At 34.1% G+C, this 21,284-nt stretch carries 17 protein-coding genes; 1 reads left to right on the top strand and 16 read right to left on the bottom strand.

The window, feature by feature from the left end:
- Positions 1–27: 27 nt before the first annotated feature.
- From BZ25_RS06240 to BZ25_RS06175, 14 genes are all read right to left on the bottom strand, one after another.
- Positions 28–420, bottom strand: coding sequence for a DUF1667 domain-containing protein (locus BZ25_RS06240; RefSeq protein WP_121514463.1), 393 nt, complete (start codon positions 418–420; stop codon positions 28–30).
- The gene (locus tag BZ25_RS06235) at positions 407–1,624 is read right to left on the bottom strand and encodes an NAD(P)/FAD-dependent oxidoreductase (protein WP_121514464.1); all 1,218 of its coding nucleotides are present in this window, start codon (positions 1,622–1,624) and stop codon (positions 407–409) included. Before BZ25_RS06235 ends, BZ25_RS06240 begins: the two co-directional genes overlap by 14 nt.
- Positions 1,621–3,048 carry an NAD(P)/FAD-dependent oxidoreductase gene (locus BZ25_RS06230; protein ID WP_121514465.1) on the bottom strand — a complete coding sequence of 476 codons (1,428 nt, stop codon included), beginning with the start codon at positions 3,046–3,048 and terminating at the stop codon, positions 1,621–1,623. Before BZ25_RS06230 ends, BZ25_RS06235 begins: the two co-directional genes overlap by 4 nt.
- A 170-nt stretch (positions 3,049–3,218) precedes the next feature.
- Complete coding sequence (gene glpK, locus BZ25_RS06225; RefSeq protein WP_121514466.1) at positions 3,219–4,715, bottom strand: glycerol kinase GlpK; 1,497 nt, start codon at positions 4,713–4,715, stop codon at positions 3,219–3,221.
- Positions 4,716–4,792: 77 nt separating this feature from the next.
- Positions 4,793–5,446: a TIGR00153 family protein gene (locus BZ25_RS06220; protein ID WP_121514467.1), complete on the bottom strand. Its 654-nt coding sequence runs from the start codon at positions 5,444–5,446 to the stop codon at positions 4,793–4,795.
- 180 nt (positions 5,447–5,626) lie between these two features.
- A complete protein-coding gene (locus BZ25_RS06215) occupies positions 5,627–6,559 on the bottom strand; it encodes an inorganic phosphate transporter (protein ID WP_121514468.1) in 933 nt (310 codons plus the stop codon).
- 114 nt (positions 6,560–6,673) lie between these two features.
- The gene (locus BZ25_RS06210; protein WP_012208136.1) at positions 6,674–7,513 is read right to left on the bottom strand and encodes a carbohydrate ABC transporter permease; all 840 of its coding nucleotides are present in this window, start codon (positions 7,511–7,513) and stop codon (positions 6,674–6,676) included.
- 16 nt (positions 7,514–7,529) lie between these two features.
- Positions 7,530–8,402, bottom strand: a complete 873-nt coding sequence (locus BZ25_RS06205; RefSeq protein ID WP_121514469.1) for a carbohydrate ABC transporter permease — start codon at positions 8,400–8,402, stop codon at positions 7,530–7,532.
- 95 nt (positions 8,403–8,497) lie between these two features.
- Positions 8,498–9,811, bottom strand: a complete 1,314-nt coding sequence (locus tag BZ25_RS06200; RefSeq protein WP_121514470.1) for an ABC transporter substrate-binding protein — start codon at positions 9,809–9,811, stop codon at positions 8,498–8,500.
- A gap of 884 nt (positions 9,812–10,695) precedes the next feature.
- Positions 10,696–10,908, bottom strand: a complete 213-nt coding sequence (locus tag BZ25_RS06195; protein ID WP_121514471.1) for a DUF2283 domain-containing protein — start codon at positions 10,906–10,908, stop codon at positions 10,696–10,698.
- Positions 10,893–11,177, bottom strand: coding sequence for a DUF4258 domain-containing protein (locus tag BZ25_RS06190; RefSeq protein ID WP_121514472.1), 285 nt, complete (start codon positions 11,175–11,177; stop codon positions 10,893–10,895). The genes BZ25_RS06195 and BZ25_RS06190 overlap by 16 nt, the downstream gene beginning before the upstream one ends.
- A 321-nt stretch (positions 11,178–11,498) precedes the next feature.
- The gene (locus tag BZ25_RS06185; RefSeq protein WP_121514473.1) at positions 11,499–12,917 is read right to left on the bottom strand and encodes an MFS transporter; all 1,419 of its coding nucleotides are present in this window, start codon (positions 12,915–12,917) and stop codon (positions 11,499–11,501) included.
- 47 nt (positions 12,918–12,964) lie between these two features.
- Positions 12,965–16,423 (bottom strand): DEAD/DEAH box helicase, encoded by a 3,459-nt coding sequence (locus BZ25_RS06180; RefSeq protein WP_121514474.1) that lies wholly within the window; start codon positions 16,421–16,423, stop codon positions 12,965–12,967.
- An 81-nt stretch (positions 16,424–16,504) separates the two neighbouring features.
- Complete coding sequence (locus BZ25_RS06175; protein WP_121514475.1) at positions 16,505–17,515, bottom strand: ABC transporter ATP-binding protein; 1,011 nt, start codon at positions 17,513–17,515, stop codon at positions 16,505–16,507.
- Positions 17,516–17,793: 278 nt separating this feature from the next.
- Between BZ25_RS06175 and era the strand changes: the two genes are divergently transcribed.
- Entirely contained in the window at positions 17,794–18,714 is a 921-nt protein-coding gene (era, locus tag BZ25_RS06170) for a GTPase Era (RefSeq protein WP_121514476.1), read from the top strand.
- A gap of 21 nt (positions 18,715–18,735) precedes the next feature.
- On the opposite strand, the gene BZ25_RS06165 is transcribed toward era, so the two are convergent.
- Complete coding sequence (locus BZ25_RS06165) at positions 18,736–19,323, bottom strand: ANTAR domain-containing response regulator (protein ID WP_121514477.1); 588 nt, start codon at positions 19,321–19,323, stop codon at positions 18,736–18,738.
- 19 nt (positions 19,324–19,342) lie between these two features.
- Complete coding sequence (locus BZ25_RS06160) at positions 19,343–21,211, bottom strand: ATP-binding cassette domain-containing protein (RefSeq protein WP_121514478.1); 1,869 nt, start codon at positions 21,209–21,211, stop codon at positions 19,343–19,345.
- Between the last annotated feature and the right edge of the window lie 73 nt (positions 21,212–21,284).

The raw sequence follows: 21,284 nt of genomic DNA, 5'->3' as shown, positions 1-21,284 counted from the left end.
TCTCCTATCAAGATACTTTTTTGTATCTTATTTTTTTCTATTCACACTTCTAGTAGCTATTATATCACTACCTGTGTCCAATATATTTTGTATAACAACATCCCCTCTTTTGATAGGTGCTTTTACCTTTGTTTCTTTTAATATTTTCATTATGTCATTTATAAGTCTTAATGGAACGGGTTTATCAGACCTAACCGAAGCCATCGGGATTTCTCCATCTTCTACTTTTACGCTTGTTACCACAACTCTTAAAGGATCGGTGATTTCTTGCTTTACAAATTCTAATCCTCTTTTGCATCTGTTCCCTTTAACTTCTACAATTTCTATTTCATCCGCGTCTGCATAAATAACGTTTATTTTACATCCCAAAGGACATTGTGTACACACTATTTTCTTCTTTTTGTATTCAACCGAGTTCATGTGCACTCACCTCTATTTCTTTCAGATTTTTATCATTAAATGGCTTTATGGAAATTTCGATCATTTCAGAAGGTCTGGCTTCTTCTTCCACCAACTTAATTCCAAGAGGTTCTACTCTAACTTCTGCTCTTTTGAAAGTTTTTGAAACTCTAAGGTACAACTTTGTCCTTTCGTTGGGATCTATATACATTGGGTGCAATATATTTATATTTTTACCTTTTTTAACCTTTACCTTTTGTTCAGGAAAGTATTGTTTTTGTGCATAAAGAGCAGCATATTTACCGGCTTTTTCCCCTTCTCTTGAAACATAATCCACTAAATCAAACACAACTGTACAGTTCCCGGCTGCAAAGATCCAATCTTCAGAGGTTTGATTTGTATTAGATGTGATAAATCCAGGACCAGTTTCAACAAATTTTACAGGATCAGTTAAAGGTATAAGGCCAACGGATGTTATGAGGGCATCCACGTTAAATACTTTTTCCGTGTTTGGAATGATTTGTCTATTTTCATCCACTTGAGATACGTAAACTTTACCTAATCTCTTATTTCCCTCTACCCTTGTGACGGTATGAGAAAGATACAATGGAATATTATAATCTCTGAGACATTGTTGAACGTTCCTTTCCAACCCACCTGGGTATGGCAAAATTTCTACAACACCTTTAACTTCTATTCCCTCTAAATGAAGCCTGCGAGCCATTATCAATCCAATATCTCCAGAACCGACTATCAAGGCGCTATTAGCTGGCTTGAGGTTTTGAAGGTTGATGTATTTTTGAGCTACTCCCGCGGTAAAAATACCAGCAACCCTATCTCCAGGAACCGCAAGTGAATTAAAATGTCTTTCTCTTGCACCAGTTGCCATAACTAAAGCCTTTGTTTTTATCTGGTGTATTCCTTTATGATTAACAAAAGTCAATTGTTTATCTTTACTTACATCCAACACAAAAGCGCTGTTTAATACTTTTACATTCGTATGCTCTAATTCTTCTTGAAGAGTTTCTTTGAATTCTGGACCGGTTAAATCCTTTCTATAGTAATGTATCCCAAAACCATTGTGAATACATTGATTCAAAACTCCACCGTTTTCTTCTTCCCTCTCAATAAGAATCACGTTTGCACCATTTTTATCTGCAGCTTTAGCAGCGGCCATTCCTCCTCCACCACCACCTAATATAACAACATCCGCTTCGTATTTCATATCGCTCTCACCTCGGAATTTATTATCCACGAACCTTTTTCATTTTGGAGTACTTCTTCTGGTTTTAGCCCTGCCTCTTCTGAGATTACTTTCAATATCTTTGGTGTACAAAAACTTCCTTGACATTCTCCAAAGGAAGCTCTTGTGGCAAATTTAACATCATCTAGAGTTCTTGCTCCGTTTCTTACAGCCTGTTTAACCTCTTTTTTTGTTACTTTGTTACAATAACAGATCATTTCTCCTGCATCGGGATCTTCTTGAATAACTCTTTCCCAATAGTCGAAATCCTCTTCCACTAAATGTGGAACTTTTTCAATGTGAGTGACGTAATTTTCCCTTTTTTGTAAATTTATACGCAACTTTTCTTGAATAAGATATTCAACAACGTACTTTGCAATAGCAGGTGCAGCGGTTAATCCGGGGGATCTTATACCAGAAACATGTATAACATTCCCTCCACCTACATCGATATGAAAATCTTTTTCCTTTGTTTCAGGTCTTAGACCGGCAAATGTTTTCACCACATTCCTTGAAAAATCTAAAGTTGGGACCAATCTCAAAGTTTTCTCTTTAACTTCTAAAAGTCCTTCTTGAGTCGTGGAAAGTTCTTGTTTCGATTTCACACCATGAGCAGTAGGCCCAGCTAAGTAACCCCCATCCACAGTTGGGACCAACAAACAACCTTTTGTCAATTTGGAGGGAGTTGGGAAAATGACGGAATTCGCGTATTTTATATCCTTACCTAAAAGATAATACTCACCTTTCACAGGGAAAATGTAAGGTACCTCATCACCGAATAATTTTGCTACTTCATCCGCAAACAATCCAGCGACATTAATAACTAAATCGGCTATATAACTACTTCCATCTTCAAAGAACAATTCAAACTTGTTATCTTTCTTTTTCACTTCCACAAGTCTCTTATTTTTTAAAACTTTTCCTCCGTTAATCTCTACCGATCTTGCAGCCTGCATGGCTACTTCCCATGGTTCAGTTACACCGGCTATAGGGCAATAAAAGGATTTTAATGCATCTTTATTTAAATTTGGCTCCATTTCTAATAAATCCGTCTTATCTAAAATTTCATATTCTTTGACCCTGTTTTTAATTGCCCTCTCTTCCAACTCATCGATTGCTTTTAACTCATCTTCGTTTAATGCAACAACATGTGATCCAACTCTTTTTACATCCACAGAAAGTTCCTGCGTTATCTCATCGTATAGTTTATTACCCTTATAACACAGTTCTGACCTTAAACTTCCAGGAGTATCGTCATACCCCCCGTGAATTATTCCAGAATTTCCTTTTGTGACACCTGTTCCTATTCCGTTTCTTGCCTCAAATATGAAGACATCTTCTATATATTTGTTAATTTCTCTTGCGATTAAACTTCCTACTATTCCAGAACCTATAACCGCTATCAACTTTTACCAACCTCCTGATATTATAAAAAAAACCATACCCTTTACGAAATAATTTCGCTTTAGGATATGGTTTTCTCTTATTCTCCACCATTTTATTATTAACTTTTATTTCACCACACATTCTAACATACTTAAATTAAGTGAAAGTTAACAGACTTACAATTATTTGATTATTTTTCTTCAATCCAATTTTTTGCTCTTTCAACGGCTCTTTTCCAACCAGCGTACAATCTTTCCCTTTCATCCTCATCCATTTGAGGAGTAAAAAGGGCATCCCGTTTCCATTTTCTTAATAATTCCTCCTGACCATTCCAATATCCTACTGCCAAACCCGCCAAATATGCTGCACCTAACGCTGTCGTCTCATTAACTACGGGCCTTTCAACCTCTACACCAAGAATATCAGATTGAAATTGCAAAAGGAAATTATTTAATGCAGCACCACCATCTACTCGGAGAGTTTTAAGTTTTATACCCGAATCGGCCTCCATAGCTTCAAGAACATCTCTTGTTTGATATGCTATAGATTCCAAAGTAGCTCTAATAATGTGTGCTTTTGAAGATCCTCTTGTTAAGCCAACGATTGTACCCCTTGCATACATATCCCAATAAGGCGCTCCAAGCCCTGCAAATGCCGGCACAAAATAAACACCACCATTATCTTTGACTTTAGTTGCATAATATTCAGTATCTGCAGCACTATCAACTATCTTTAACTCATCTCTAAGCCATTGAACAGCAGCACCTGTAACGAAAATAGATCCTTCCAAGGCATAGTTAACCTTCCCATCAATTCCGTAAGCTATTGTAGTTAATAAACCATGTTTAGATTCAATAGGATCTTCCCCAGTGTTCATTAACATGAAACAACCGGTGCCATATGTGTTTTTTACCATACCTTTTTCATAGCAAACCTGACCAAACGTAGCAGCTTGCTGATCTCCTGCTATCCCAGCAATGGGTACTTCTGCGCCGAATACATCTACATCGGTATTACCATATATTTGACTCGAAGGTTTTACCTCTGGTAAAAGAGAAAAAGGTATATTTAACTCTTTAAGAAGATCTTCATCCCATTTAAGATCGAAAATATTGTATATCATTGTTCTGGATGCATTGGTATAATCAGTAACGTGAACTTTTCCATTAGTTAGCTTCCAGATTAACCACGTATCTATAGTTCCAAATCTAAGTTTTCCAGCTTCTGCTTTTTCTCTGGCTCCTTCAATATTATCCAAAATCCATTTAATTTTAGTTCCAGAAAAGTAAGCATCTACCATAAGACCTGTCTTATGCTTAATAGCTTCTTCTAAACCTTTTTCTTTCAAATTATCACAAATTTTTGAAGTCCTTCTATCTTGCCAAACGATTGCATTGTGAACAGGTTTCCCCGTTTCTGCATCCCAAATAACGGTTGTCTCCCTTTGATTAGTTATACCAATCGCACTGATCTGACTACGTTTAATATTCCCTCGAGCCATAGCATCTGCTATAACTCCCATTGTAGTTGCCCAAATTTCATTGGGATCATGCTCTACCCATCCGGGTTTAGGATAATACTGCATAAATTCTTGCTGTGCTAAACTAACAACATTCCCATCGTGATCAAAAATTATAGCCCGAGAACTTGTAGTCCCTTGATCGATTGATAAAATATACTTTTCCATTACAATCCTCCTCGTAAAATATGCACGTTTCATATTTCATTTTTTTTCTACCCACTCTTTTTGGAAGAGAATCTTTTTTATTTAATATTTCTTTTCAAGACTATAATTTCTAACTTATCAGAAGCATCTTCAGCCCTGTCTGCTATATCTCCTATCTGTAGAAAAAGATCTTTTAACTGCAACTTTTCGGATAATTCAAGGTTATTTATTTCAAATAATCTTCGTATTAAATCCTTCTCTAAAATATCTTCTTCATGTTCATGTAATTCAACTTTTTGAATATAATCACCACTTTTTTCTATATTTTCGAATACGTTTTCTATTGACTTTTTCAAAGACTTATAAGTTTTCTTTACTAATCGACTTTGTTCTAAAAAATCTGCTTTAAAATCCTTAGGTATTTTTGGTTTTTGAAAAGCTAAGATTTCTGAAACGGTTTGTGTTTTATTCATAACCTTATCAACCGATTCTATTAATTCTAAAAGCTCTCCTCTGAAATTTGGCAAAAAGGCTCCTTGATACATTTCACTTTCAGTTTTTCTTCTTAATGTGTCAGCTTCGCTTTCTATATTAGCTATTTGTTTTGATAATTCTACAGATTTTTCAATATCGTTAGTTACGTACAATTCTATTAATTCTGTAAATAAGTTTAAACCTTCTTCGACTTTTTCTAAATGTTTAGAAAAAAGTTTTATTACTTTTTCTTCCTTTTTTCCAAAAAAAAGCTTCATCGTGCACCTCCGCGTATAACTTCGCAATTTACTGTCTTCGGATTTTACCTAACGATGGTCCTCCTCACTTCCGATTAGTGGTTAACCGCACCACTTAGATCGATACGAATTTTCATCTCTTAATTGTTATGTATGTTAAGTACATTCAGAAATGTAGGAGACATATTGGACTCAACCTTTTTAAGATAATAATTGAATTAGAAATAATACTGTAAGTGAAATAAGTCCAGAAATCATAGGTGTTCCTATCCAACCAAATATTACTTTCATTATCGTATTAGTATCAAAAGTTCTAGTACCTGTTGCTAATCCAACACCTATAATGGCACCTATTGTAGCTTGTGCGGCACTGACAGGGATACCAATTAAAGAGTAGACCCACAAGGTAACTCCTGCCCCCAAAATCGATATGGATGATGAAAAATGATCTAATTCAACAATTCCTTTCCCTACGGTATATAAAACCTTTTTGTTTGTAGATAAAATTCCAACCGCTATTGCTGAACCACCTATAATAAGTAAAAGGCTAGGAGTAAATAAAACGTTTGCAAATACTCCAGTAACGTTTGCAACGTTGTTAGCCCCTAATGAATAGGCACTATAACAAATGGCGATCCATGTTAGTATTTTTAAAAACCTATCTTGGGCTGTAACCCCTAAAAATTTTCTAAATATTAGGGCCAAAAGTCTATATAATATAAAAGCAAAGAGCAAGGCACCAATAGGAGTAAATATCCACGAAACGAAAATTCTTGTTAAAATGGATGAGTTGAAATCTCCTTTTAGAATACTTACACCAATCAGAGCTCCTACAACAGCTTGAGTAGCAGATGCGGGAAGCCCAATCAAACTCATGAACATCATGGTTAAAAAAGCACAAAATAAAGCTAATGACAGTAGTTCAATATTTAAATTTGTCAAAGTCCCCAAGGTATTTAATCCATTTCTACCTCCAACAACAGAACCAACAAAAACAAGAATTGCAGATATTGTAATAGCTTTTTTGTATGGAACCAATCCAGAAGCCACAGCTGGTCCAAATACATTGGAAGAATTGTTGGAGCCTAAGGACCATCCTAACAAAATAGCCGGGATCAAGTAAAATAATATCATATTAAAAATATTCCCCCATTTTAGGAAGATTTTAAAAAATTAAAGCCCATTTTCACCATATTGGCAATCATAGGCTTTTCTCAAAAGATCGCCTTAAATTTGTGATAGCTTACTTTACTCTTTAAGCCCACTACTAACCAAGCTTTTTACGAACAAATCTTGAAGTAGAAAAAATATAATAAGGGTAGGTAAAGCAGCTAACAGTGTCCCTGCCATTATTACACCCCAATTGTTACTGGACTCTCCTGAGATCATCATCTTCACACCAACCTGTACCGTCCTCATGTTGTCTTGCATGGTAACTATCAAAGGCCAAAGATACATATTCCATGCATAAACAAAATTAATAATAGTCGCTCCAGCGATCATTGGTCCAGATAAGGGTATAAGCACCTTGAAAAAATATTGCATAGCTGAGGCACCATCTATTTTTGCTGCATCCTCTAAAGAGCGAGGGATTGTCATAAAATGTTGCCTAAATAGAAAGGTGTTGGTGGCAGACGCGGTAAAAGGTATTATCAATGCCCAGTAAGTGTTAACCCAACCAAGATTTGACATCAGCATAAACAAAGGTAAAATCATTACAGTTTCAGCAGGCAAAAATAAAGTTACAAATAGGGTTGAAAATAGTATATTCTTTCCTTTAAATCGAAAAGAAGAAAAGGCATAAGCAGCCAATGTTCCTGTTATTAACTTTCCTAATGTTGTAAATGAAGCCACAAGCAATGAATTAAACAACATTCTGCCCATTGGAACGAGGTCCATCGCCGCTATGTAATTTTTAAAATTGATACTCGAAGGAAAAAACTTAGGTGGATAAGAAAAAACCTCCGTTGGTTCCATAAAACTCATGGAAATTGCCAGTATAAAAGGTAAAAACATGAAAAATGATACAATTATTAACCCTAATTCCACAAAAATATAATTCGCTTTTTCTCTGGTAGATTTCCTCATTATTGCTTGACTCCCTTCATTGATAATGAACCCTTTTCTCACCGAATCTGAAATAAAGAAAGGTGATAAATGACATAATAATAAATAGAACAACACTTTCTGCAGCTGCTAAACTTGTTTTTTGGAAAAAGAACGCGTCTTGATATAGTTTGTAAATTAAGGTTGTGGTGCTTCCTAAAGGGCCTCCTCTTGTCATAATGTCAATGATCCCAAAAGATTGAAACATTCCATTGGTAATATTCATGATAACTAAGTAAAATGTAATGGGAGAAAGCATAGGAAATTTTATTTTCCACATCCTTTGCCACACGTTCGCTCCATCAATAACAGAACTCTCTATTATTGTTTCCGATATAGACTGTAACCCCGCAAGATAGAATATAATCGAAAAAGGCAGCATCTTCCAAACACTAGCGACTATAATTGAAATTAAGGCATATGGCACTTGATTTAACCAATTAATATTTTTCCCAATGATTTGTGACAAAAAATAATTAACATGCCCTGCTACTGGGTTCAACATAAAGGTCCACAATGCTCCCCCGATTGTAAAGGAAATAACATAAGGAACAAAAATTAAAGTTCTATAAATTTTTACCCCAAAGACCTTATTATCTAGTAATTGTGCAATAAAGTAACCTAAAATAACGACTATTATTACCGTTGTAACTATATATATAAATGTAACCTTTAAAGCATCCCAATATGCCTCATTTTCAAAAAGCTTAATGTAGTTGTCTAAACCTGCATATATTCTCTTATTGCCAAATGGTGATATTTTGTAAAAACTCATTAGAAAGGAGTTAATTGCTGGCCAATATATAAAAAGGGCAATAATTATTAGTGTAGGTGCAAGCAAAAGATAAGGTGTGTATTTTCCCCACTTCATATTTTATTTCCTCCTAAAATCCAAGGAAGAAAAAGTCTTCCTTGGATTAATAACATTTGAAATTATAGAATTATCTTAGAGATGTGATTGATAGATTACTGATAGAATTCGTTATATTCTTGGATTAATTCTGTCACTTGGTTTTCAGCCCAACTCAATGCCTCTTCAGGTGTCATTTGCCCATCAACCATTCTCTCATATGCTATTTCTATAGTCTCTCGGGTTTCAGGGAATACTCCAATAATCGCTCCAGCTGAGTTGAAATCTCTTTTAGCTAACAATAGTTGTAACAACGAAGTGAAGTAATTTGGGTTCTCGGCATAAAACTCTTCATAGTGCAACCTTTGAATGGCATCTTTTCTTACTGGGAAATACCCTGTACCTTGGTGCCATCTTATTTGTTGATCTTCACGATTGACAAACTTCATAAATTCCCAGGCAGCTTTTGTTTCTTCATCTGGGTGTCCGGCTATCAACCATAAGCTTGCTCCACCAATAACTGGACCTCCACTGACACTTATATCCGGAACAGGCAAAAAGGCTGTACCTAACTCGTAGCCATTACTTTCTAATGCTTCTTGAAAAAGCTTTACATCAGATGTGGAAAAGAAATTCATAGCAGCTTTACCCGAAAAGAAATTCTGTCTAGCCGCACTCCAATCTTCCCTAGCTGTGTTAAGAATTAAACCTTCTTTGTTCAATTGATCAAACAGTTCAAATATTTTTAAACCTGCTTCACTATTGAAAACAGCCTCTGTTGCTCTGGCGGTTCTTCCGTTATCGTTGTTAACAAGTGGTGCATCAGCGGCAGCCATAAGTTGTTCAATTATCCATGAATGGGTGGGCCAAGTTAATCCGTATTGAACAGTAGTTCCATTTGAGTCTTTCTTTGTTAAAATTCTGGAGTATTCTAACAGTTCTTCGTAGGTTTGAGGAGGTCTATTTGGGTCTAAGCCTGCCTCTTCAAAGAGTGTTTTGTTGTAATACAACAAAGCGGTAGATGAATTGAAAGGCATAGAGTACAACTTTCCATCAACTTTGTAGTAATTTAATATTGGTTCCAACAAAACACCTACATCATAAGAATCGTCTTGATCAAGTAAATCTTGCACAGGAACGATAACTCCGCTGTCTATCATCAGTCTTGTACCTATTTCGTAAATCTGTACTATGTGAGGTGCATTCCCGGATTGTACCCCTGCAATAAGCTTATTCAAAGTCTCAGGATAACTTCCTGAATATTGCACATTTACTTTTATATCCGGATAAGCCTCTTCAAAATCACTCACAATATCTTCAATCAAAGCTATCCTGTCTCCGCTCATCGCATGCCAAAACTCTATGGTTACAGGGAAAGACAAAACGCTTAACAAAGAAACCATAAATAAAAACATAACCGTCCTTTTCACAAAACTCACCTCCAATAAATTTTTGCTTTTTAAAGGGAGAAACCAGAATTTAGTATTAATTCACCTCCTTTTAACAAGATAGAAAACGACAAACTAATTTCAATATCCCTTATTTTCACTTAACCATTACCTTATTATAAAACAAAAAACCTTAACAAATATCTTTATACTGCTCAGAGCCAATACTCACTCCGCAATATATCAATACTTACTAAGGTTTTCTCTTCTTCTCCACCTTATCGCTTTTATTAACTTTAAGTCTTAAGCCTAGTTCCACTGTTTCATTATTTTACAAATTGTGGGGTTTAGAAACTTTTGAATTAATTATATATTAATGTTTTTATATTGTCAAGGTCAATTATAACCATATACAACCAATCACAGTCATTTATCATCGATTAGAGGCTTTTATTTAGTAAATACTTAGTTTTCCTTATTTTATAAAAAATGGCTACAACCATTTGCATTAAATCAATTCTTTTTTCAATTCAGTTACTTCTTTTTCTAATTCCTCTTTTATTGTTTTATCCGTCCTTTTTGCCTCTAGATATTCTCTTAATTTTTCATGTCTTTTAGAATTTATTGGATAGAATCAGTTTATACAGTGACCAGCTGTTTACTTATCTGCTGTAAGGCTATGTTGCGAATGCCTACTTTATCCCAAGCTCCCTAATATTAACAGTAGCATTTCTATCTGGTTTAGCCTCATCTTCTATCTGACGGAAATCCGTATTTCGGACATACCCATCAAGCGTTAAAGGGGCAAGCCCCTTAAGATCCCGAAGTTCAAAATCAAAATTATTTAAAAACATTATTTGCACAATAACGCAAATTCGGAGAGTTTTAAACCTTTTAAAGGTGACAGAGAGCCGTGTTACAAAAAATTATTTTAATGATTCCTTTAGCTCTTTTGCAAGATTCTTAGCCACCATTTTTGATATGTGATAAATTTCTATTCCAATAATTTGGTTGTGTACGTCATATTCTACTCTTACATTATCTGATACTTCTTCGGAATCTATTGCAGCCCCTTTTTTAAGCGATATATAAAGTATATCAGAATCTTCATCAAACCATACTTTTATATTCTCACCCATCTAATATTCTCCTTTTTGCTTATTTCTTTCTCGATGTTTCTACATGGATAGGTAGTTACTATTTTTATTCCTTCTTTTTCTTCAGTGAACACTACAATCAGATTAGTTTGGATATCTTTTATTTTTACCTTAGATATTGCGATTAAAGTCTTTTCTTTTAAATCATAAAACAAATATTCATGATTGTTTAGTACTTCTTCCAATGTTTCTAAATTAATTTGGCGTTCTATAATTTTTTGTGAAGCATGCTTTGTGAGAATTAATTTCATATTATTCTCCTAATTGATTTTTATGACTCAAGAATGTAGAATGCAAACAAATCTTATTAAATTAGGCGAAAACATTGATCCTTTCAGCTATGTGTTTTCTCAACGAGAGTATTTTCTACTTCAATAATTCTTTTAATTCTACTAAATGATACCATATTATTTAATCCTTTGATCATATTTCATTTTTTCCATCGCCTACTTTTTGGAAGAGAATCTTATTTTTGTATTTTCTATCTGGTTAAGTATATCTTCTATAATTTCCTTACTTTTTCCATCTTTTTTAATGTCATTTCTCATGTAGAGTTATCTCCTTGTCTTACTTTAAATCAATTCTTTTTTCAATTCAGTTATTTCTTTTTCTAATTCCTCTTTTATTGTTTTATTTGCTCTTTTCGCTTCTAGATATTCTCTTAATTTTTCATGCCTTTTTGGATTTAAAGGATATCTAACTGCTGCAATTATTCCTAAAACCAATAAAATTATTGGGACGAAAGAAATTATAAATCTCAATGCAAACAAAAAACTCTCAGGCTGAGGCTGCTCTACACCGTCTATTGGGTTAACAAATCCTGCTAATCCTAATGAAAAGGTAACTCCTGCGACAGCTAAGCCAGATGCCACTTTCCTAACAAACGTCATCAGGCCACTCAAAGTACCCTCTTCTCTTTTACCAAATTTTAACTCAGCAACATCGGTTACATCACCAAATATAGTATAAGGCATAACTGCGACTGCCGAAACCCCTGCACCCATTATTGCAGCCATTAAAATTACCTGGAACATCGTTACATCAGGGGAAAATGTGAAAAGAATAAATCCCGCAACACACCAAACTAAAGCACCTAAAATATAAGAGATATTTTTGGATGTCTTTTTAGCAACAAAGGCATAAAATGGGATAAAAATAATTTCAGTTATGAAAAGAGCACCTAAAGCTATGGGAAGTAAACCTTCATTTCCAATATAATATTTAGTATAATAAGCAAAAATGGTTGAAACTACATCTATCGATAAGTAGGCTAGAAGATACATAGCAATAAGGAGTCGAAAGCTTTTAATTTTAAAAGGTTCAAAAAACATATTGAAAAAGTTGAAAGTACTTTTCTCTTTTGAAAACTCTTCTCTTTCCTTGGTGAACATAAAAACACCTATCCATGGAGTTGAAAAGATTAAACCAAACGTTATTGCCATCACTATATAACCTGTTCTGATATCAGAAAAAGCATTCACAATTAACATTGGAAGCACTGCGCAAACCAAACCCGCCCCTATCGAAAAGGCAAGCCTATATGAATTTAAAGAAGTCCTTTCATTGTAATCTAACGTTAATTCGGCTCCTAAGGCAGTATAAGGAGTCATAACCATAGTAAATACGGTTGTAAAAGCTATATATGCCATTAGTGCGTAAATGAATTTCCCCAATTGATTAGGAAAACTTGCTGGATACCAAAGAATGAAAAAAGATATAAAGACCAAAAAGGTTCCTGCCAACAAGTAAGGCCTTCTTCTGCCGAACCTTGTTCTTGTATTATCGGTAATGAACCCCATCAAAGGATCTGTAACAGCATCCCAAATCTTACCAATTAAAAGAATGGGAGCAATATACTGCATCTTCAGACCAATCACATCGGTAAGGAAGATAGCGTAGAAAAAATTGATTATATTGAAAGCACCACCACCAAAAATATCCCCCGACGCGTAGAACAACTTAGTTTTCAAAGGTAGTTTTTCACTATTCATTTTTTCCATCTCCTTTATGAAAGTAATAAGAAAATAAATTTTAACCCTTAATTACCCAATTTAAATAAGTTCTTTATCTCCTGGTTAGACAACTCAGTTATCCAGCTTTCTCCTGTTTTTATGATATTTTCAGATAACTCTTTCTTTTTTTCCAGCATCTCATTTATTTTCTCTTCAAAGGTTTCTAAGGTGATGAATCTGTGAACTATCACGTCTTTTGTTTGACCAATCCTGAAAGTTCTATCTGTTGCCTGACTTTCCACTGCCGGGTTCCACCAAAGGTCGTAATGTATAACGTGGTTTGCAGCTGTTAAATTTAATCCCGTACCCCCAGCTTTTAAAGATAGGATCATAATTGGGTATCTATGCTTTGTTTGAAAGTCGTTTATCATTTCATCTCTCTTTTTCCTGTTGAGCCCTCCATGGAAAAATAGAGGTTCTATCTTAATGTTGTCTGTTAGTATCTTTGTTAATATATCTCCCATCTCTTTGTATTGAGTGAAAAGTACCGCTTTTTCGTTGTTGTCTACAATATTTTGAAGTAGGTCCAATAATTTCTCTGTTTTACCAGAATCATCCGGTAAAGGAGTCCCTTTTTTAGTGTAGTTAACAGGATGATTGCAGATCTGTTTGAGTGATGTCAACATTTTAAATATTAATCCTTTTCTTTGGATGCCATCAGCTTCCATCTTTTCCAACTCTTCTTCTACGTGTTCAACAACCTCTTTGTAAAGCGCAATTTGTGAAGGTTTTAAGTATACATATTCATCGTATGTGAACTTTTCCGGAAGGTCTTTTATGATATTTTTATCAGTTTTAATTCTTCTTATCAAAAATGGATTTATCAAACTTTGTAATCTTTTGGTTGCCATTGTATCCCCATATTTTTCAATAGGTTTTGCGAAGGTTTCTACAAAACGATTTTTTCCACCCAAATATCCAGACATAAGGAAATCGTATAAGCTCCATAATTCAGTTAATCTGTTTTCTACGGGAGTCCCTGTCATTGCGATCCTCTTTGGAGCGCGGAGGGCTTTTACCGCTTTGGTTTGTTGCGCATCCGAATTTTTTATGTTTTGCGCTTCGTCTATAACAACCATTGAAAATTCTTTTTTCGTTAGAAATTCAACCTCGTTTCTCACTACACTGTAAGTTGTTATAATTACATCTGAATTATCCTCAAACTTTCTATCGCTTCCATGGTAAATACTTACATTCAAAGTAGGTGCAAATTTTTTACACTCCTTGTACCAATTTCCAACAAGTGTCGTTGGGCATATCACTAAAACCGGATTTTCTAAGGCTTTTTCTTCTTTCATTTTGAGAATTACTGATATAACTTGGACCGTCTTACCCAACCCCATATCATCCGCTATACAAACGTTGAAACCTTTTTCTAAGTTCGTGTACAACCATCTGAATCCAGTTTTCTGATAATGCCTTAACTCCGCATTAAGATTTTTTGGCAACCTTACTGGAGAAACTTTTCTCAATTCTTCTAAAAACTTTTGAAGGTTGTTATCCAATATCACGGGAAGACCGTTCATCTCTTGCGAAAGTATAACTTTCAACGTTTCAAAGTCTGAGGTTAAATTTATATTCTTGACCTTTTCCATAATAGACTCAAACTCGTTGGCACCCAAAAACACGTAATTTTCTTTTATCTTAACTATTCCTTTTGATTTTTTTGCCAACTTTTCGAACTCTTCGAGTGAAATTTCTGAATCTCCTATCAGTACAGTATAATTGAACCGTATGAGCTTGGACAGAGATAAAAAAGATACGTGGCTGTCTGTAGAATTTGCTTTTAGGACGAGTTTTGGTCTTGAAACCTTTTGGAGACCTTTTGGTGCTAGTATTTCAACGTTCAGAAGTTTCAATATGGGCATCGCATTTATCATTATTTCAGATAATTGTTCCGTATTGACCATTATTTTAGAACTTTTTTTCTTTAAAAACTCACCAAAAAATTCCGCGTATTTTGCAATAGTTACTATCTCTTTCAAGACTTCTGACTTTCCATCTTCTTGGCTTTCAAAGAAAGTTTTTATATCTTGGTAAGTATCAAAAGGCTCATCTTTTCTGTAGATATCGAGTGATAGGTTGAAAAACAACTCTCCCATATCCTCTATACTAATAACCAATTGATACTTGCTTTGCCTCAAAAGTAAAGGTTCAAGATAGTTCTTTATACTTTCGTAGGTTCTTTTTTCTTCAAACTTTTGGGCGGTGTATACCTTGGATTCAAAGAACACATCGGTTATTTTATTTTTCAATTCTGTTTTGTAATACTTTTTTATAAGATATTTGATGTACTGGGATACAAGGTATTCAACGATTTTTTCCCTTTTCATGTATTGACCTTTTTCGTTGATTACCAGATCCACGGGAACGATAGAACTCAAATAATTAACGTAGTCCCTCACATAATCGTTAAAGTAAACAGGTGAGTAATCGATAACGAAATCTTCTTCATTTATCTTTTGTGGAGTGGGGATAAATGCCTTCATATCCATAAGCCTGTATACGAAAGAAACCAATCTTTTTAAAAATAGTGATGCTTCACTGTCCTCATCACTTGTTACGAGGGGTATCGATCCAAATAAATCAAATAAATCTTCGTAATGCACCGTAAAATAGTCCTTTTCTTTTTTACATTCTAATTTTTCTAACGGTTCACCTTCTAAAATTATATATGGAGTAATGGGAGAATAAATAAATTTTATCTCTGTCTCCTTGAAATATGGGTTAAACTCTTCATCTACCCTTCCATCTTCTTCGTTTATTGCTTTCGATAACTGATTGTACATCCTCAACAGAAGGTTTTTAAAGTTTTTTCCATCGTAAAAATAAGCCTCATCAGGTAGTAGGTTTATAACCTTTTCTATCTCATACTTTTCATACGAGGGATCTGGTTGTTCCATCGGTTTGGAAGGTTCTTCCTTTTTATCTGTAAAGATAGAATCAGAAGTTTTTTCTGTCTCTTTAGCGATTTCTATCAAATCTTTCTTTTTCATGCCGTGCATTTCGAATATCAAAAAAGGATCTTTGTCTATCTCATCGGCTATAATATAGTAAACGGCTGCCAAATGTTTACAAGGATTTGCCCAATCGGGACATGTACAATGTGCGTTTATCTCATTCCAACTTTTTGGGAACAACTTTATTCCCATATTTTTGGTGATATCTAAAAGTTCTTCTGGAAGGTTTCCACCAATTAACATCGCAGAAAGGTCCAACCTTTCACTTAGAATTTTTTTGATTTTTTCTTTCTCTTCTTCCGTAAATGAAGGTAAAGCGATTTTTTCTCTGTACGGATTTGGTCTCGTACCTTGAACCCTTGCTGATATTACAGAGTTTTTTTGAATTTTAATCTCCAAAACCGCCCCTTTTTTTGCGTAACTTCTACCGCGGGGCAACCTGTTAGTGTCCCTGTCAATATTTTCTAAGGCCTCTACCCATTTTTTGCCCCACCAACTTTTTCCAAAAATGTATTTTCCTCCCATTTTTCTTTTTTCTGCCTTCCTTCGTAATTACTTTTTAAGAAGGGATTTTGGAGAGCAATCTCCAAAATCCCTTAGTTTAGATTATGATAAATAATATTTAGGATTAGTTGGGATAAAATTAAACTTCTCAGGTGCATTTTTATGCACCAAAAGTCTGATTGGCTTTCCATGGAAATCGCATTCTACCAAATTATGAGAAGAATCGTAGATATGACTTTCTACAGCCTGAACTTCGAATCCTTCGTCTTTAATGGTTATTTCTTCTGGTCTAAAGCATAACTTGTAACTACCATCCTCTTTATCCACTTTTAATTTATTTAATACGTTTCCACCTTTGATTTCAACGTCTATTGTGTTCAATCCTAATCTGGAAGTAAGTTCCATAACTTTTAAGTTTGATGGGTTCTTGTAAATATCGAAGGTTTCCCCAAATTGCAAAAGTTCTCCATCATCCAGTATAGCAAGATAATCACTAACCGACAAAGCATCTTCAGGATCACTGAAAACCGCAATCGTTGTTTTACCTAATTCTTTTATAAACCTTTTGAGCAAAGCTCTCATTTCTACGTGAAGCTTTCTATCCAACTGACTTAGTGGTTCATCAAGGAGCAACAATCTACAATCGTGTAATTTCTCTCTCCCAAAGGCGATTAACTGCTTCATACCTTCAGGCAATTCATCGGGCTTTATTTCTAAATAATTCGGCAAACCATCTAACTCTTCTGCCGCTTTTATCGCTATCTCATACACTTCTTTTTTCTTTTTCCCACCAATGTACAAAGGAAAACCCAAATTCAATTTCGTATCTAAATGAGGAAAAATAGCGTAGTTTTGAAAGACAAAACCGACTTTCCTGTCTCTTGGGGAATACTTCTCTATCCTCTCGTCTCCAAAGATAATTGCTCCAGATTCAGTTCTATTCAAACCTGCAAGGGTTCTTAATAGCACCGTCTTACCCGAACCTGAAGGTCCTAAAATAGCTAAAACTTCTCCTATTGGTAATTCAAAAGAGATATTTTTTAGCCTGAATTCACCAACTTGGGAATTTAGATTTTCTACCTTTAAAGAAAGATCATTGGTTACTTCGACCATTTTTTCACCTCCTTTGCCAGATAATAGAGCAAAGATTGAGGTTACTTTTTCACTGAAATTATACCATATTTAATTTAGGATTAATTATAATATTTATGATTTTAGAAATTTTAATTTTAAAAAGGTAAAAGTGCTAAGCCATCTTTTCCGTTCTGGAAGCGAAATGCAATATAACCCAGTTTGACAAATTGCCGTTTATAACTTGACTTTTGCATCAGACTACAATACAATATCAATAATGAGTGTGATTTTTCAAATATAGTTTTTTGGAGGAAAACATGGAAAACGACAGTTTTAAAAGTGGCTTTGTTGCCTTGGCAGGAAAACCTAACGTTGGAAAATCAACATTGATAAACGCTTTTTTGGGTCAAAAAGTGGTTATCGTTTCTGACAAACCGCAAACCACAAGAAATAGAGTAAACTGCATATTAACGGAAGACCATTATCAAATAGTCTTTGTCGACACCCCGGGTATTCACAAACCGATAAGAAAAATTGGGGAATACATGGTCAATATTGCTATAAACGCATTGAAAGGTGTTGACCTGATACTTTTTATAATCGATGCAAAGGATGGTTTAAGAAATTCCGATTTAAGAGTTGCTGAAATAGTTGATAAATCAAAAATTCCTACCATTCTTCTTGTCAACAAAGTTGACCTAGTAAAAGACAAAGAAAAGATTAACCTGATGACTGAAAAAATACAAAGTTTGTGTTCGAATATACTTAAAACCATTGAAATTTCGGCCTTAACCGGTAAAAATCTTTTTGAATTAAAACAAAGTATTATAGATTTATTACCCGAAGGCCCTCAATACTACCCAGAAGATATGATCACTGATAAACCGTCAAGGTTCATAATTTCTGAATTAATTCGGGAAAAAATCTTTCATTTAACAAAGGAAGAAATCCCTCATTCAAGCGGTGTAGTTATAGAAGAATTGAAAGAAAGAGAAAACGGCGTTTTGTACGTAAGAGCAGAAATTTATGTTGAAAAGAAAAGTCAAAAACCTATTATAATAGGTAAAAACGGAAGTATGATTAAAAAGATCGGTCAATTGGCAAGACAAGACATTGAAGAACTTTTTGAAAGAAAAGTTTACCTCGATCTTTACGTAAAAGTCCGTGACAAATGGAGAGACGACAAAAATATTTTAAATAACATTATGGAATACAAAATAGAAGAAATAAAAGATTGAAAATAGACTGCTGTGTGCAACTCAATCAATTCTAAAAGCCTTGTCAGCTTCTATAATCTCCTTCGCTACATCAACTAACTTTTTGTTGGAATTTCTACTCTTTTTTTGCAAAAATTTCATAGATTCTTCTTCGTTCAATCGTAATCTTTCCATTATGATTCCTTTGGCTTTTTCTATTAACTTTCTTGATTCCAAAGTTTCTTTTGTTACTTCTAATTCATTTTTTAAATTTTTGATATCCTCAAATCTAGAAAGAGCGATTTCAATTTCAGCCTTCAAATCTGATTCGTCTATGGGCTTTATTAAGTACCCCAAGACTCCTAGATTTTTTGCTTTATCGATCAATTCTTCATCATCGTAGCCGCTTACAATCAATGTGGGAATAAAAACCTTCTCATTTATCCTTCTTAATGCCTCTAAACCATCCATAACAGGGAGATTGATATCGGCTATAATCATATCCGGCTTTTTTTCTAAAGCCAATTTGACTAACTCTTTACCGTTTGTAGCCTCTCCTACTACTTTACACCCTAGATTTTCTAAGTTACTTTTTAAGCCCATTAAAATTATATATTCATCCTCGGCGACCAATACTTTCAAATCCTTCATAGTTTAACCCCCAACATCTTCAAATTTTCTCCATTTCTTCAACAGAAATATTCTTACTAATCTGTTTTAACGGGATTTCAATTCGTACTTTGGCACCGTTAGCACTTTCCATCTCTATTTCCCCATTTAGTTGTTTGGTAATTATAGAATATACGATCGATAAACCAAGCCCGTGGGTTTTTTTTATATCAAAATTTTGCGGGAATCCTACTCCATTATCTGAAATCACTAGTTTTATTGATTCATTCTCAAATTTTGAAATAATAGTAATCTCACCATTTTCTTTACCAACAAAAGCATACTTTAGACTGTTAGTAACTAACTCGTTCACCACCAAAGCTATAGCGGAGGCCTTGCTATATGAAACAAAAATATCGTCCAATTCAAAGTTAAATTTTATCTCTTCTCTTGTACTGTTCATGAATTTGACTATCTTTATTATCATGTCTTTGAGATTGATAATACTTCTACTCAATTTATCTTTCGACAACAATTCATGCACAGCAGCGATGCTTTTTATCTTTGACATTAAATCATCGAGTATCTCTGTTACATCTTTCCTGGGATCTTTTTTGATGGACATTTTATACAAAGACATCAAACTAATTATGGACTGGAGATTATTCTTGATTCGATGATGACTCTCTTGTAACAATACAGAACTTCCAACTAACCTTGTATCATGAATTGCTAGGGCAGCTTGATGAGCTATAGTTTCTAAATACTTTATCTCTTCTTCTGAATAAATATATATTTCTTTGTAATATATGTGGATTATACCACTCAACCTTGATCTTATGTACAAAGGAACACATATAAAACTACATATATCTTTGTTTATTTTAAAGAATTTTTCGAATCCTCTATCTCTTTTTGAAAAATAATAAACTTTTTCATCACCGATTAAATTTAAGATTTCTGATTCATTCGGCTCAACTTCCACTTCTTTATTTCGTTTGTAGAAAACCTTGTCTATTATTGCGTTTGTGTCCTCATCCATCAGAGATATTCCACACGCATCTGCCTTCATAGCCTTTGCAGCATTTTTCGCAAGTAGATTCATAAGATCATCTAACTCATATTCTGAGGTTAAATATTCTGCTGCTTCAAAGACCGATTCAATTAGTTGACTTTCTTCAGGATTTACATTGTTGTCATCAGAGTTAAATCCCATAATTTTGTTTATCAATTTTTTAGGATTATTTTTTACTTCTTGAGAGTCCAGAATTTCGGTGATCTCACCTTCATTCAATATTGCTATCTTATCAGCGATTCTCAAAGCATCTTCCCATTGTTTAGTTATGTAGATTACACTTTTACCTTCTTTTTTGTGAGTTCTTATCATATTGTGAAGGTTCATCAGAGAACTTAAAGAAATATTCTCCGCTGGTTCGTATAAAATTACAACATCTGGATTAACAGAAAACGCTCTTACAAAAGCCAAATTTTTCTTTTCTTCTAGTGTAAGATCCCCTACTTTTACATATGGTGATAAGTTCAAATTATACTTTTTTAAGATTTCCTCCACTACGCTTTGGATTCTCCTTTTAGAATAAAAAATATATTGTTTCTTATTATAAGAAGTATCTAAAAACAAATTTTCTGAAACAGAGAGATTCCCTAATAATTTAGGTTTTTGATTAATAATTTCTATCTTATTTTTCTTTAGATCATATAGATTGAAAGAGATAAGCTGCCCAATATGAAATAATTTCCCCTCTGCAGGTAACTTACCAATCAAGCCATTGATAATGGCATTCTTACCTGAGCCTTCTTGACCAAGAATAGCTATAACTTCCCCCTTTTGTACTTCTAAGGAGAAATTTTTTAAAAGTTCAACGTCTTGATCTTTTACACGAAAATTCTGAATTTCAAACAGACTTGACATAACAATTACCTCTAAAATCAAAAAAATCTTTATCAATTAATTTTACCAAATTTATATAAATTAAGAAAATCTA

Origin of the sequence: Petrotoga sp. Shatin.DS.tank11.9.2.9.3, assembly GCF_003665005.1 — a bacterium.
GTDB classification, from domain to species: domain Bacteria; phylum Thermotogota; class Thermotogae; order Petrotogales; family Petrotogaceae; genus Petrotoga; species Petrotoga mobilis.
This window is presented reverse-complemented; position numbering and strand designations above follow the sequence as displayed.